The sequence below is a fragment of the Carboxylicivirga fragile genome (genome assembly GCF_050589805.1).
In the GTDB taxonomy this organism is placed as follows: Bacteria; Bacteroidota; Bacteroidia; order Bacteroidales; family Marinilabiliaceae; genus Carboxylicivirga; species Carboxylicivirga fragile.
Genome location: NZ_JBNGOY010000003.1, coordinates 103,643 through 119,432, shown reverse-complemented (window position 1 = coordinate 119,432; position 15,790 = coordinate 103,643). Strand labels below are relative to the sequence as shown.

The window sequence follows — 15,790 nt, the reverse complement described above, 5'->3', positions numbered from 1 at the left end:
AAATTTTAATTCTTAATAAGAGCTTAGACTTAATTATAATTACCATTTAGCAAATCATAGAGAGATGAGAAGAATTATATTAACAATATTAATCCTGTCAACCGTAATATCAGCAAATGCGCAGGATATAGGGGGAGATTATTATGTGGCGCCAAAAGGTCATTCATACTCAGACATGGGTGAAGCTAGTGATAGTAATGATGGTAGTTATGCTCATCCATTTGCCACATGGCAACAAGCATTTCTAACAGCAAAACCAGGTGATGTTGTATATTTCAGGGGCGGCACATGGTATCCTAAAGAAGTTGAATTTCAGGCAGCTATTTGCCTGATCGACCCTCTAGGAGAATATCACCCGAGCAAACCAAGAGGATACTCTGGTGAAGAAGGAAAGCCTATTAAATACTTAAATTATCCTGGAGAATATCCAATTTTAGATTGTAGACATATAAAACCTGATGGCAACTACTTAGTTGGTATATCAATGCATTCAGTTCACCACATTACGTTACGTGGTCTTGAAATAAAAAACATTTGGTCTCACGGTAGATCTGGTGTTCAAATTCAAGGTATTACAAGTGCTACCGCAAGTTATCGCACCTTTGAAAATTTAAAGATACATGATTTAGGCGGACGTGGAATGGGATGTAGTAGTATAGTTGGTTATTTAGGAATAGAATCTGATACCACTCGTTGGATAAATTGTGATTTCTATAATTTAGCAGATACACTAATGAGTCACCCATTTAATATGAGTGACGGAGTTAAAAGTGATTGTGAAGTTGGTGGACTTTTATTATACGAAGGCTGCCGTTTCTGGAATTGTTCAGATGATGGTCTCGACGCAAGTGGTCCTGGAAAAAAAATAGTTAAGAATTGTTGGTCCTTTCATAATGGAGTGAATTTTGATGGTATTAATGGAGCTCCGGTTGATGATGGTAACGGATTTAAACTCGGAGGTGTACGAGACACTATCGAATTCTCCAATTGGGAGATGTACAACTGTATTTCGGCAGGTAATCTGCGCTTTGCTATACACGCATTAGATTACACGCCATATTATCGTAATAATGCAAGGGTTTACAATACCTTATTCTACAAGAACGAAGAAGGTATATTTAGTTTTGGTAACAAAAGTAAACCATGGCACGATACTGAGTTTTACAATTGTATCACTTACGAAAACACAAGTAGACAAATGGGAATATTCGAATGGGGATATCCAATTTATACGTGTAACTGGGATTTTGCAAAAGGAAGTGTTCCCTACAAAATACCTAATGATGTATGTACCGTAACTGATGATGACTTTGTTAGTGTAGATATCAACGAATTATCGTCTCCCCGAAAAGCTGATGGCTCACTTCCTGATGTTAATTTCTTTAAACTTGTTGCAGGTTCAGATTTAATTGACGCTGGAACAGACTATGGAAATGAATATAACGGAAATGCTCCGGACATTGGCGTATTTGAATATGATGGAGGAGCACCCACAGCAAAATTTACGGCTAATCCAACTAACGCTGAGATAGATGAATTAATAAGCTTTGATGCTTCAGCTTCAAGTGATGATGGTAATATTGTAAGTTACACTTGGGATTACGGAGATGAACAAGAAGGAACAGGAGTAAATTCTTCGCATAGTTATACAGAAGAAGGTTCTTACATAGTGAAATTAACCATTACGGATAATGAAAACATCAAGGCTTCAGTTTCTAAAACTATAACTATTAGCAAACCGAGACAGTTAGAAATTAATGAATATACCCCTAATCCAACAACAGGTTTGGTAACAATAACTTACTTTTCGCCAAACACTCAAAAAGTAGCTGTAAGTGCTAATTTCTCAGATGGTACGCAGGTGGTATCGTTTGATCACGATGCTACAGAAGGTGAAAATAATCAAACTACCGTTGATTTAACTAATGAAACGTTAGGACAATATACTATAACCTTAGATGATGGAATAACAAAGGTTTCTTGTTCTGTAACATTAGAGGATGATAATCCTCCACCAGTTGAGCAAATTGAAATTATTAGTTCAACAGAAACCACTTATGACATATTCAATGTAACCTACTTTGTACCTGAAGATGGTAATGTTGAGATTGAAGTCTTTAGCTCTACCGGTTCTAGAGTAAGAAATAAAACCGAAGCTGCTGTAAAAGGAAATAATGAATCGAGCCTCAGTTTAATAGGCTTAGACAAAGGAGATTATAGAGTTTCATTGTACGACGGTACAAATTCTGTAGATTGCTATGTTGAAGTTCTTATGAAAGAAGAAGTAATTAAATTCGAGATTTTATCTGGATTACCAAATCCAACAGTTGATTTGTTTGCTATCGAATTTATGTATCCTGAAGTCAAGTCAATTATTTTTACGGTAAAAGATGAAATAGGTAAAGTTGGTTTAATAGACACCTATCAAACAAGTAAGGGTAAAAACAAGGCAGTGCTAAACCTGTCTAGCCTTCCTGCTGGTAATTACACGGTAGAAGTAAGCGACCAAAGTGCTGTTATTATTCTAAATGTAACAAAGCAGTCTTTTTATCAATAAGCAGAGATGAAAATAGAACAAAAGGCTATCTGAAATTTTCAGATAGCCTTTTGTTTATATAAAGGAAATATATGCAGTCGTTCAATCCGATGTGGAATAAATTGTATCATTCGAATGAAATAAACATTAATATTATAACTTTGTTTATCTCAAAACCCATGGTTTCAATTAATGCTATGCACATGAAATATTTAATTTCTTTTCTGATTATATTAATACCATCAATAACATTTTACTCTTGCAATGAGGTTGATAAAACAAATAATAGTAAAAAAAACTCAGATATGAATATTATCTTTCTCCATCATAGTACTGGCAATAATATATGGAACGGAACAAAACGCACATTCTTTATTAAAGCAATTACCAGAGTAAGTAAAAAATTGGCTCAAAAACTGACAAAGGATCCTCAGTTGCCAATTTTCATGAATAATTATAACTCTGAAAACAATACGAATTATAAAATTACTGAACAAGCTTTTCCTAAACGCGCACCATATGGATGGAATAATTATCCTTACGACTATTATAATATTTGGGTGAAAAATGCAGGTTCTGAACCATTCATGGAAGAACCAACTTTAGAAATTTTGGCTAAAGAATATCAAGTAATTATTTTTAAACATTGTTATCCAGCAAGTAACATTAAAGCTGATCTTGATTCTGCCGATATTAATTCTCCGGAGAAAACGCTTGCTAACTACAAACTTCAATATAACGCACTTAAAGAAAAAATGCATCAATTCCCTGACACGAAATTCGTACTTTTTACGGGTGCAGTTCAAGTTAAGTACTATTTATCGGAAGAAGAGGCATTAAGAGCTAAACAATTCCATAATTGGATAATTAATGAATGGTCAGAAGCTGATGATAATATTTTCCTTTGGGACCTTTATGCACTTCAAACAGAGGGTGGATTATATTTTAAAGACGATTACGCCTTGACGCCTCATAACTCTCACCCCGGAGGTAATTTTTCAATAAAAACATCCAAATTATTCTTTAATAGAACTATCGACATCATAGAAAACAACGGTAATAATACTAAGCTCACCGGTGAGTCGTTAAACTAAAAAATAAACCCTGATTAGAAAGATTCTAATCGGGGTTTTATATATAAATAGATTATTTGAACTTAACAAACTTAGTGCTACCACTTTTGCCGTCTGATAAAACAAGTAAGTATACCCCTTTAGATAATTGACCAATATTAAACCGGCACGAATTACTCAATACTTTTTTTTTATCCAACACTCGTCCAGAAGTATCATACAAACTCACAGTACTTCCAATATAATTATCTTCAAACTTTAGACTTAAATCATCTCCATTTAAAACAAGCGTAAAATCTTTGTCCAAGTTAAGATCGTTAATCGCTGTTGGCGTTCCATCCCATCCTAACATACGTGCAAACAGCCACCAACTTGCTTTGGCAAGTTTCAGCTTTCCTGCATCACCAATATGCGCCTCAATAGGAACTTGCTCATTCTCAGGGCTAATAATCGGAAATGTCTGCAATGTACCATTATTATCTCTCCAGGTAGTTGTACTTTGAACACCAGCATCATTATATGTTAAAATGTCCGCATAATCCAATAGATAGTGAGTTCCACTCAACCCTCCCACATAATTACGAATATGCTCCCACTTTAAATAAGCTTGATAACCGACTTCATCAATTGCCAAATTACCAGCATCCGTATCAACAGGGCCAGTAGTCCATATCATTTTAGTGCCAAGGTTATTATCAGCAATATAATCTTCAAATTCATGCATCGCATCAATATAGTTTTGCATAGTAACCCGATTTCCTGTTAGAGATACATCACCAGCATCAAGTCCCCAGTTTTCAGAACCATCGATACCTGCTTCCGTTTTTCCTGCCCAACGCACATGATAAACAGGATCATATTGACCAGTTGGCTCTTTCTGACTAACTTCATAAGACCATCCATACATAAACCCAAACAAAGTCCAACCACCTTGATTACTATAACTCAAACTTGTTTTTACTTGCGAAATGGCAGCATCATTTGTCCAAAAGTCATCAGCAACATCATACCATGACCAACCTGTAGTAGATTCACGCGTACCCCAATGAGCTGCATTAAATCTAAGACCATTGGTTAAGCTTTTACTAGGGGTACCGTATGTTTGTTTATTAAATTGGAACTTACTATTTAAATCCTCGAGCAACTGACCTCCATTCACATAGTTAGAGCCATGACTTGCACCAACCATAGCCACCCATATTTTTTCCACCTTATCTATCCATTCCTGAGGTATTTTATCATATTGATCAACTACAGTATGATCAGCAACAATTATTTGAGCTGTACTGAAAAGATAAAACTGTCCTAAAATCAGAGTTAGTATGAGTTTTTTCATCATTCTTAATTTAATGGTTATTTGGGTTAAATTATAAACAAACTATTATTAAATAGTTAAATATCTGAAATGATTTTATTAAGCAAGTTAGTTTGATTAATTAGCTTAATCAACTCTTCATTAAAAATATTTACCCCTTTTTGATTTAAATGATTATCATCAAAAAAATGAATACTATCCTCAATGTTTATATTCTTGTTAAAATTATAATAGTTACCATGGCTAGTCATCAAGTCATTAAAAATGTCAACATTCACATAACTATCGTACAAAACAGAACTAACAGGAGCAAACACTAGCAGTAATTCCGAGCCATTATTATTAATTAGTTGTATTATATCCTCGAAAGCCTCTAGTTGTTCATCCAAAAAAATAAGCTCCTTACTACCTATCGAATCCCCAACAAATTGCTTATTCAATTTAGTTTCAACATATCCCCCATTAATATATATATCAATTCCTTTTACCTTTGGTTCAATGTGGTTGTCATGAATACCAAAAAAATCAGATATAACACTATAAAAAAGAGTATTGTACACTTTCGTATGATTTACCTTTAACGAAAGTTTAAGAATTTCAAAATTAACCTCATCATTCGATATAATGTCAAGAAAGGACTCCATGCCATCAATGGTCATTATTTCAGGATATACCTCTAGAATTACCAATTTTGGGCCTAATTGATCTAAATACTTATTTAAAAGAATTTTTGTTTGCATTGGTGTTTGGGCACTCGTTCCTAAGTTAAAAGTTTTATACCCATTCGCTTCAAAATTTCTTGTATCAAACCCCCTATATGCATGAGAAGAACCTAAAAACAATATATCAACATCACTAACAGTTTTAACCTCTTTCAACCTTGTATATGTGTGCCCGAAAGAACCAATTCGATAATTAAAATTTGTCTTTAGTTTCTCAGGTTCAAACTGAGCCCAAATAACAAGTAAACTTAAATAGCACACTATCGAAAAAAGAGCAAATGATAAGAGAGTTAAAAAAAATCTTTTCACAATTTATACTTTAAAACTGAAAATAAATAAATGGACTTTCGCTGGTTTGCATAAATAAACCAATCATGAAAATGATACACGAATAAAAAGCCCATCGAATAGGGCGCTTATAATTATGACCTAAGTTCTCAATGGCATACTTACCCCTTCTTCCATTCCACTCAATAATCACAAAAATTGCAATAAGAATTAAAGTTGTTAGTGCCCCACTTAAATTTGGAAAAAATGGCTTCATAAATAAAGAAGGCGATAATACTTTAATAATAATATCAAATGCCTGACCTACATTTTCTGCTCTAAAGAAGATCCATGCAAATACAGTCAATAAAAATGTGATAATAATGGCGCCAGACTCTCTTAATCCCGGTAGAAAGGATTTATTAGCAACTATTTCAATGTTCTTGCGATTATTCTTAGTCAGCATCAATGGAAGAAAATAGATAGCGTTTAAAGCTCCCCAAATAATGAAGGTCCAGTTTGCACCATGCCAAAATCCACTCACCAAAAAGATGATGAATGTATTTCTAATTTTCATCCATGTTCCACCTTTGCTCCCGCCTAATGGTATGTATAAATAATCACGAAACCAGGTCGACAATGAAATATGCCAACGCCTCCAAAATTCGGCAATATCCCGTGAGAAATATGGAAAAGCAAAATTCTGCATTAAATTAAAACCAAACAAGCGCGAGGTACCAATAGCAATATCCGAATAACCAGAAAAATCACCGTAAATTTGAAAGGTAAAAAAGATGGCTCCAAGAAATAGTGTGCTCCCAGAGTAGAGTTCACTATTGTTAAAAATAATATTAGCGAATTCTGCACAATTATCAGCGATAACCAGTTTTTTAAAAAATCCCCACAGAATCTGCCTTAATCCATCAACTGCCTTTGAATACTCAAAACTACGTTTTTTATAAAACTGTGGTAGTAAGTTAATGGCCCTTTCAATAGGACCAGCAACTAATTGTGGAAAGAAACTCACATAAGCCGAAAAAGCAATAAAATCCTTTGTTGGTTCAAGTTTATACTTATAAACATCAAAGGTATAGCTTAGGGTTTGAAACGTATAAAAACTAATTCCAACAGGTAAGATAATGTGTAATGAACTAATCTGAATGTCTCTGCCAAAGAAACTAAATGCAGAAGTAAAGTTATCTATAAAAAAATTATAATATTTAAAGAAGCCTAAAAAACCAAGGTTAACACAGATGCTAGTCCATAACAGAACTTTCCGAATATCTTTCCGCTCTTCGGTTCTTAGTCTATGCCCAATTAAGTAATCAACGACTGTACTAATAACGATCAATAACAAAAAGCGATAATCCCACCAGCCATAAAAAACATAACTGGCAGCTACTATTAATAAATTCTGCAGTCGAAGGTTTCTATTGCATATAAACCAATAGAGTATAAAAACAAGCGGAAGAAATACGGCAAAATCAAGTGAGTTAAATAACATTTTACAACAATTAACCTACGTCTAAATTATATGACAGATGATATACTTAATTTACTTCCATTTAAACACTTTGGACGTACCTGGCAATACCGTACTATTGTCGGGTACATTATTATATACTGTTGCATTAGCACCAATAATAACATTGTTACCAATCGTTATTTTTCCAATAATAACAGCTCCCGCAAAAACTTTTACATTATCCTTCAAGGTTGGAGCACCTTTATCGGTACCACCAATTGTTACTTGTTGAAAAATGGTACAGTTTTTCCCAATTGATTCAGCACCAATTGCACTTGCAAAACCATGAATAATGACCAATCCCTCACCGATATTTTGGGATTGTATATAAAGGGTTGATTGTTGGCGACAAATGAAATTAAAGAAAAAAGAAAACGGACGAGTTCTGTAATAAAAAAGATTTCTAAACTCTTTACAGAATGATAACATATAAAGTAACCCAAAATAAATTCCGTACTTTTTATCCATATTATCTAAACCGCGAATAATATCAGCTTTTATTACTTCTTTATTTGGATGTAACAAAAACAAAATCAAATGTGGAATACAACGAATGGCATTTATAAATAGTAGTATGTATTCTTGTGGGGAGTTCATATCGTAATATTATTTAATTTCAAAATTTAAACTATATAGTAAGTGATAAATACCACCATCACTATTTATACTTCAACAAATTTACTTATAAAAGGCGTCATACCATTTACAAACATATCAATATGCGCAGTAGTCATAGTACTATTAATTCCCAAACGAGGAATTGAATGTAATTCGTTGACTTGTTTTTTAAAGATATTATCCTTCTCAGTTGTAAAAGCCATTTTAAGACCACACTGCTCGGCTATTACAAAATCTTTTTCACCAGCCTCATTTTTTGTTCCATAAGGATAAGCAAAATACGAAACGCTATCTCCTATAACCTCTTCCAAGCGTTTAATCGACCCCTTAATCTCCTCAACCACCTCTTTTTCATCAAGTTGCCTTAACGCTAAATGATTAACCGTATGTGCTCCTATCGTTGCAAGAGGATGCTCACTTAACTCCTTCACTTGATCCCATGACATAATTAATTCATCATTCAAACCGTAAAGGTCAATATCAGTATTTTCAAAAATCGCATTTACCCTATTCCGATACTCGTTCTCACTTTTACTCTCTAAAAGCAATACCTTTATCTTAGAAAATGCAATTCTTTTCTCCTCTTCACTGCTTGTATGAAATAAATACTTTTTATCATCATAATCAAACTCTATTGTATCATTCTTAAGGATATATTGCTCCACTAGATACCACCAAAGTGTGACTTTTTTATCGGAATAACCTGTTGTTACAAATACCGAAAATGGTGCATTATACTTTTCAAAAACAGGTAATGCATGCGTTAGGTTATCAACATAACCATCATCAAAGGTAAAGGTCACAAATCGTTTAGTTTTTTTACGTGAGGTTAAACGCTCATAAAATTCATCAAGCGAAACCATGTCAATATTTTGAGAAATAAAGTATTGAATTATTTCTTCGAGAAAACTTTGAGTTATTTGTAAACCTTTTGTAATTAGATGACCTTCTTCATTCTGAATACGATGAAACATTATCGCATGTCCAATTCCTCCGTAAAAGGGACGAAACAACTTATGAATTTTAGTTTTTTGTATGCGTTCTGCCTTATTCATCCGGTTTCAACTTCTATATTAAAAACAGCTTTTTATAACGTTACATATATTCTCTCTATCAGTTTCTGAAAGGTTAGAACCAGAAGGAAGACATATTCCAGTTTTAAACAATTGCTCAGATGTTCCATTTAATACACTTGGATAAGAAGAGAATATTGGTTGCATATGCATCGGCTTCCACAAAGGTCTGGATTCTATATTATATTTCTCAAGCGCTACTTGAATATCGGAATAAGTAACCTTAGTTTTGTTTTCATTAATAAGCATAGTTGTTAACCATCTGTTAGAGAAAAAATCACTACTCGGTTCTTCTAGAACTTGCAAACATTCGATATTTTCAAAAGCCTTTTTATAGAAAACGCCATTGGCTCTTCTTTGTTGAACTCTTTCATCAATTACTTCCATTTGACCACGTCCAATCCCCGCCAGCACATTGCTCATTCGATAATTATAACCAATCTGGCTATGTTGATAATGTGGTGCATTATCCCTGGCTTGGGTTGCTAAGAATCTTGACTTTGAAATCAAAGTTTCATCATTTGAAAGTAAGGCTCCTCCACCCGATGTTGTAATAATTTTGTTTCCATTAAATGACAAGATTGCCATTCTTCCAAATGAACCCAATGCTTGCCCTTTATAAGTACTTCCCAGCGCTTCGGCAGCATCTTCAATAACTGGAATTTTATACTCATTGGCAACACTCATAATTTCATCCATCTTGGCAGGCATACCATATAAATGAACAACCACAATAGCTTTAACCTTACCAATGGTACCATTCTTTTTTCGTTCCACTAAGGCTTTACGAAGTAAATCCGGATCCATATTCCAGGTTTCCTTCTCACTATCAATAAAGACAGGCACAGCACCCTGATATACAATTGGATTAACAGATGCCGAAAAAGTAAAAGTGGAAACAAGTACTTCATCTCCTGAGTTAACTCCTAACATGATTAAAGCTAAGTGCAGGGCAGCCGTACCAGAACTCAAAGCAGATGCATGTTTCACATTGCAATACTTTGCCAAGATATTTTCCAATTCATTAACATTAGGTCCTAATGGAGCAATCCAATTCTGTTCAAAAGCTTCATTAATGTATTTCTGTTCATGCCCAGACATGTGTGGGCTAGACAAATATATTCTTTTCAAAGTATCACTCATAATAGTTAAATCTAATTATTTAATGTTCTTCTAGACTGAACGTTTGTATTTGAATTGCACTCAAACACAAAAACTCTTTCCACAATAACCCAAATTAATTGATTGAAGTAATTTTGTTTAATTCTTCACTGACAATACTATTAAGCACTTTTTGTCCATAGTTATTAATATGTAAAGGGTCAGAAAAATATTTTCTTTCTGAAATTATACTATCCACATTCATATTTAAATATGAAATCTGACTATTAGACAAACTATACGTTTCTAAAAAGTCGTTAAACTCTTTATAATCATTAACATTAAAAGTTCTCAACTTAGCATTATAAACAGGCATATTTACAAGTATAACTTTGGAATTTTTAGAAATTATTAAGTCAATCGCTTCTTTAAAAATCGCAATATTAGATTCTTTCATATAAATATTCACTGCTCCTTCACTCGCTTTAAGTTCTTCGTCAATGCGAGAATGTAGCTGACTTGTTTTTACATTTTGAAACTTCCCCAGGTAGCCTTTAATAATATTCACAATTAATCGAGAATCAAATCTCGATGTACGAACTATTTTACGAATATAATATTCACGTGTCGTCGCAAATTCTTTAATGTATACATTTATTGATTCATCATCCATAAATGGAAAGAATGCCGTATAGACATTTGCCGATGTTTCAACACCGGAAAAAATAACAGGCGACAACTCAAACACTACAGTTTCAAATCCCTCAGGATGTTTATGGTAAACTTGTTTTATCATTTCCAATCGCTCTCTGATTGAAACGCCTTCGTGCGAATAATTACTAACGGTTAACCCTGTTTTATTTTCAACCACATTTCTGTCAAAACCAGACATAAACATTGAAGAACCATTAAATAATACCTCAGTTTGTTTTTCCAAACCATAATACTTATTTAAACCTCTCAACAGTACTGTCGACAATCCAAAATCTATTATAAAAAATGCTACAACCAGCACGAGTAATTTTATAACAAAATCCTTTTTCTTCATTATATTAAAATTGAAAATAAATAAAGTTACCTCCTTCAAAAACACCGAATAATATTATTCCAAATAGAACCGTTAAGTAGGCGGCATAACGTAAGTATAATTTTCGATTCCAATAAGAATTGAACGCAACAGGCATAAATTCATTCTTAAAATCTTTTATAAGTAGTAAAAAGATGCCAATAAAAGAATATAACAAGGTTGTTAGATCAAGATATGGGACACCTATATTCGTAAATAACTTATCAAAAATTGCCCAAGAATCTTCAATTGTTACAGCTCTACCGAATATTTGGGAAGCCGAAAACAATACAAATGTGACCAACATACAAGAAAAAAGGTACAGTGAACTTTTCGTTAATTGATACTTTTCTTCAAGCCTAAACCTTCTTTTGTGCAGTAGCGCCTCTATACTTAAAAAAGTACCTTGCGTAAGTCCCCACATTATCGATGTCATATCGGCGTGATGCCATATCCCACTTAAAAGAAAGGTTACCATTAAAGCTATTATTATACCAAGCATTCCAATTTTTCTGAAAGCAAAAGATAATGGAGTGTAAACATAATCAGTTAACCAAGTTATTAACGACATGTGCCAACGACGCCAAAACTCAGCCATACTTGTTGCAAAAAATGGTCTATTAAAATTTTGCATTACATCTATTCCTAAGATCTTTGCAACACCTATAGCGATTAACGAATAACCACCTAAATCAGCATATACTTGGAAAGGATAAAGTACTGTGGCAATTAATAAGCTAGTTCCATTATGACCAAGAATATCACCATAGATAGCATCAACATATATTCCAATTCTATCAGCTACAACTAATTTCATAAAATATCCCCACAGCATCATTTTTAATCCACCCGAGATATTACTGAAATTTATTTGTTTAAGGTTTTTGAATTGTGGTAACATATTGCCCGCACGTTCAATTGGACCTGAAAGAATTAAAGGAAAGAAAGCAGTAAATAAAGCCACTCGACCAAAATGTTTATCAGCCTTTATGTCTTCATTATAGACATCGATAGTATAACCAATACTCATAAAGGTATAATAGGAAATACCTATGGGGAGAATGAATTTTATCTCAGGTAAAGGCCACCTAAGGTTATTCAATTCCAACAATTCGAGTAATTCATTATTTATTATTGTAAAATACTTAAAAAAGAATAGTGGCACTAAAATCAAAGCTACATTAATCCGCATCAGCAACAACTTCCTATCTTCATCTCCAGTTGAATCAATCATTCTGGTAAAAATATAGGTTGAAGCTGTGATTGCTAATAATAAGATTGCATAAACAGGCTTTATATTAATGTAGAAAAAATAACTTGCCCCCAGTAGCACCATCCACCTATACTTAACAGGCGTTAGGTAGTAAAGTAAGATTACTATGGGGAAAAAGATGAAAAAATTAAAAGAAGTAAAAAGCATATTATCTACTTAACATTTTGAATTACTATACAATAACTACACTCACAAATCATCTCCACTGTTTCACATCAATGGTATCTGAATAAACAATATTCATTATACTATCAGCAATAAATGGTCGATAGTGAAAAGTTTCATACCAATTGGTATAATCACTTGTTATGAAGTTTTCTCCTGTAAAATCGTAAAGGTGATCACCAAAAACCATTTTTAGACTACTCTTATCCTCTGGTGAGAATTTAACCTGATCGTAAATTGGACTAAGAACAACCTTGTATTTAGTATTATTCCGCTCCAATATCTCTTTTATTTCCTTTAGCATTTCAATATGTGAAGCTTGTAATTTTTGCTCTTCTTCATACGACTCATTCTCCTGCTCGTAAAAGATATGTCGGTTCTCCTTATAATATTTTGCAGTGTTGCTATTTATTTGAAGATCTAATGTGTCCAGCAGAATTTGATTATTCTCATAATCAATAGAGATACCTCCATCTTGTATTATTCCAGAAGTCAAAGCACTTTCTTGTCCAGTAATCATATACGAATAATAGCCAAGTAAAAACTTGAGCTCAAAATACGATTTAAAAAAAGTAAAATGAAATTTGAACCAACTCTCCTCAGAAACCAATGGGTGCTTAATATTCAAATGTTCGTCATAATTATCATTGATGCAAACACCATTTCGGCAAAATAAGATAAAAACATTATCAAGATTAGTTCCCCTCTTCTCTAAAAACTTTATCTTCTTATAGATTCCAAATAATGATTCTCCAGAGGCATCAAATACAAAAGGTTTTGCATTTTCATCCAGATACTTCTCCCATGACCTAGCCTTAAAGGCTATTGCTCTCGAGCTTCCAAAAATAAAGGAATTATAATCGTACTTCTGATCTAAAAAAATCTCGGTTGATATATAATCGCGATTAGGAACAATCTCAGTATCATAGAAGGTATCATATTCTCCAACAATCTTAAATGGATCAAAGTGAATGTAAAGCCCAATAAAAACTAACAGTGGAATAACCAATGCCGTACCAAAAACGACTATTTTAATGTAAAACTTTCTCATCACTAATATTTAAAATAGATAAAGGATCCACCATTGTTAAAAACCCCCATCAACAATATCATATAAAACACAATTGAATAAGATAGGTAGCGTACCAAGTTCTTATCAAATACCCATACCAAAATTCGAGGTTTAAACTCATTCTTAAAATCTTTTAAAAGCAATACACCAAGCCCTAAGAGCGCAAAGGCAAGAGTTGTCATATCGAGATATGGGACACCTCTATCAACAAAGATTTTATTAAATATCATCCAAGATTCACCCAAGGTATCTGCTCTACCAAATACCTGTGAAGATGTAAATAAGATGAATGTAGTAATTATGCAAAAAGTAATGTATAAAGCTCGGGAGTTAAGTCTGTATTTTTCCTCAAATTTATTTCTCCGTTTATGAAATATAGCTTCAATACTTAAAAAAGTACCTTGTGATAATCCCCACATAACTGAAGTCATATCAGTGTGGTGCCAAATACCACTTAACAAAAAGGTAACCATTAAAGCAATTATAATTCCAATCATGCCAATTTTACGAAATGTAAAAGACAATGGTGTATAAACATAGTCTGTTAACCAAGTAATTAATGACATATGCCATCGTCGCCAAAAGTCAGCCATACTTGTCGCAAAAAATGGCCGTTCAAAATTCTGCATAACATCAAATCCCATAAGTTTAGCCACACCAATGGCGATTAATGAATACCCTCCTAAATCGGCGTATACTTGAAAAGGGTAGAGTACAGTCGCTATTAATAAACTATTCCCATTATGACCAACAATATCACCATATACATTATCAATATATATACCTAAACGATCGGCAACAACTAATTTCATAAAATAGCCCCAAAGCATAAATTTTAAACCAGCCGACAAGTTATGAGCTTTAATTGATTTAATATTTTTGAACTGCGGAATCATATTTCCGGCTCGTTCAATTGGGCCTGATAATATCAAAGGAAAGAAGGCTGTAAATAATGCAACAATACCCAGATGTTTTTCTGCTTTTATATCTTCATTATATACATCAATTGTATATCCAATACACATAAATGTGTAATACGAAATTCCGATTGGTAATAAGAAGCTAACTTCAGGTAATGGCCACCTTAAATTATTAGCAACCATTAGATCCAACAATTGATTATTTACAAAGGCAAAATACTTAAAAAATAAAAGTGGCAACAGGATTAAGACGATATTGACTCGCATCAATAACCTTTTTTTATCTTCATCGGGACTTGAATCAATCCACCTTGTAAAAATGTAAGTTGACAGCGTAATGAACAGAAGTAAAACTACATATACAGGCTTAATGTTAATATAAAAGAAGTAACTAGCTCCGAGCAACACAATCCATCTATACTTTACCGGAACCAGATAAAATAACAACAGGACGATCGGGAAGAAAATAAAAAAATTTAACGAGGTAAAAACCATTACAAATACGAATTAATCATCTATTTCTAATATAATCGAACAAAAAATGACATAAGGCATAAAATAAGTATCATTTCATCATCCTTCAACGAAATTATAGCAATGCAAAAATAGAAATTTTGTCAGCGCTACAGGGCAGAATTTGGTCAATTTGATAAGTGATCTATTTGCACTGATAAACTACATTAAAATCCCCATCAAACAATAAAAGAATAGGCTCTCATCATTTACTAAATAAATAGTAAACAAGAAGAGCCTAATAGTCTTTTACCAATAAGTAGTATCCTATATATCAATACATAATATAGTAGGACTGCTAATTACACAAGCTATACCTTTGTCAATAAGATATCTACCATGTCACCGACATTGCGCATCTTATTCAATTCCTTTAATCTAAATTTAACTGAGTACTTTTCTTCAACTTCATTTATTAATAACATGTGAGATAATGAATCCCAGTTTTCAACGTCGTTAGCTGTTAGTTCATCAGTAACTTCAAGCGTATCGTTATTAAACACTTTTCTAAACAATACTGTCAATTCCTTATACATTTCAGCTCTTTCCAT

General features: G+C 33.1%; 13 protein-coding genes. 2 read left to right on the top strand and 11 right to left on the bottom strand.

Going from position 1 to position 15,790, the window contains the following annotated elements; all coding sequences use genetic code 11:
* Positions 1-64 precede the first annotated feature (64 nt).
* Together ACRD7B_RS02330 and ACRD7B_RS02325 are read left to right on the top strand one after the other, a co-directional pair.
* Positions 65-2,557 (top strand): right-handed parallel beta-helix repeat-containing protein, encoded by a 2,493-nt coding sequence (locus tag ACRD7B_RS02330; RefSeq protein ID WP_430822848.1) that lies wholly within the window; start codon positions 65-67, stop codon positions 2,555-2,557.
* A 284-nt stretch (positions 2,558-2,841) separates the two neighbouring features.
* Positions 2,842-3,630 carry a hypothetical protein gene (locus ACRD7B_RS02325; RefSeq protein WP_430822847.1) on the top strand — a complete coding sequence of 263 codons (789 nt, stop codon included), beginning with the start codon at positions 2,842-2,844 and terminating at the stop codon, positions 3,628-3,630.
* 52 nt (positions 3,631-3,682) lie between these two features.
* Here ACRD7B_RS02325 and ACRD7B_RS02320 read toward each other — a convergent pair whose 3' ends face one another.
* The 11 genes from ACRD7B_RS02320 to ACRD7B_RS02270 form a co-directional block, all read right to left on the bottom strand.
* Positions 3,683-4,945, bottom strand: a complete 1,263-nt coding sequence (locus tag ACRD7B_RS02320; RefSeq protein WP_430822846.1) for a T9SS type A sorting domain-containing protein — start codon at positions 4,943-4,945, stop codon at positions 3,683-3,685.
* A gap of 56 nt (positions 4,946-5,001) precedes the next feature.
* The gene (locus ACRD7B_RS02315; protein ID WP_430822845.1) at positions 5,002-5,955 is read right to left on the bottom strand and encodes a hypothetical protein; all 954 of its coding nucleotides are present in this window, start codon (positions 5,953-5,955) and stop codon (positions 5,002-5,004) included.
* A 10-nt stretch (positions 5,956-5,965) separates the two neighbouring features.
* Positions 5,966-7,417 carry an MBOAT family O-acyltransferase gene (locus ACRD7B_RS02310; RefSeq protein ID WP_430822844.1) on the bottom strand — a complete coding sequence of 484 codons (1,452 nt, stop codon included), beginning with the start codon at positions 7,415-7,417 and terminating at the stop codon, positions 5,966-5,968.
* 51 nt (positions 7,418-7,468) lie between these two features.
* Complete coding sequence (locus tag ACRD7B_RS02305; RefSeq protein WP_430822843.1) at positions 7,469-8,035, bottom strand: serine O-acetyltransferase; 567 nt, start codon at positions 8,033-8,035, stop codon at positions 7,469-7,471.
* A gap of 65 nt (positions 8,036-8,100) precedes the next feature.
* Positions 8,101-9,111 carry a polysaccharide deacetylase family protein gene (locus ACRD7B_RS02300; protein ID WP_430822842.1) on the bottom strand — a complete coding sequence of 337 codons (1,011 nt, stop codon included), beginning with the start codon at positions 9,109-9,111 and terminating at the stop codon, positions 8,101-8,103.
* 18 nt (positions 9,112-9,129) lie between these two features.
* Entirely contained in the window at positions 9,130-10,272 is a 1,143-nt protein-coding gene (locus ACRD7B_RS02295) for an aminotransferase class I/II-fold pyridoxal phosphate-dependent enzyme (protein ID WP_430822841.1), read from the bottom strand.
* A gap of 94 nt (positions 10,273-10,366) precedes the next feature.
* Positions 10,367-11,278 carry a hypothetical protein gene (locus tag ACRD7B_RS02290; RefSeq protein ID WP_430822840.1) on the bottom strand — a complete coding sequence of 304 codons (912 nt, stop codon included), beginning with the start codon at positions 11,276-11,278 and terminating at the stop codon, positions 10,367-10,369.
* Positions 11,279-11,282: 4 nt separating this feature from the next.
* A complete protein-coding gene (locus tag ACRD7B_RS02285; RefSeq protein WP_430822839.1) occupies positions 11,283-12,530 on the bottom strand; it encodes an MBOAT family O-acyltransferase in 1,248 nt (415 codons plus the stop codon).
* 235 nt (positions 12,531-12,765) lie between these two features.
* The gene (locus ACRD7B_RS02280) at positions 12,766-13,785 is read right to left on the bottom strand and encodes a hypothetical protein (RefSeq protein ID WP_430822838.1); all 1,020 of its coding nucleotides are present in this window, start codon (positions 13,783-13,785) and stop codon (positions 12,766-12,768) included.
* A gap of 2 nt (positions 13,786-13,787) precedes the next feature.
* A complete protein-coding gene (locus tag ACRD7B_RS02275; protein WP_430822837.1) occupies positions 13,788-14,993 on the bottom strand; it encodes an MBOAT family O-acyltransferase in 1,206 nt (401 codons plus the stop codon).
* Between the two features lie 557 nt (positions 14,994-15,550).
* On the bottom strand, positions 15,551-15,790 hold the full coding sequence (locus tag ACRD7B_RS02270) for an acyl carrier protein (protein WP_430822836.1): 240 nt from the start codon (positions 15,788-15,790) through the stop codon (positions 15,551-15,553).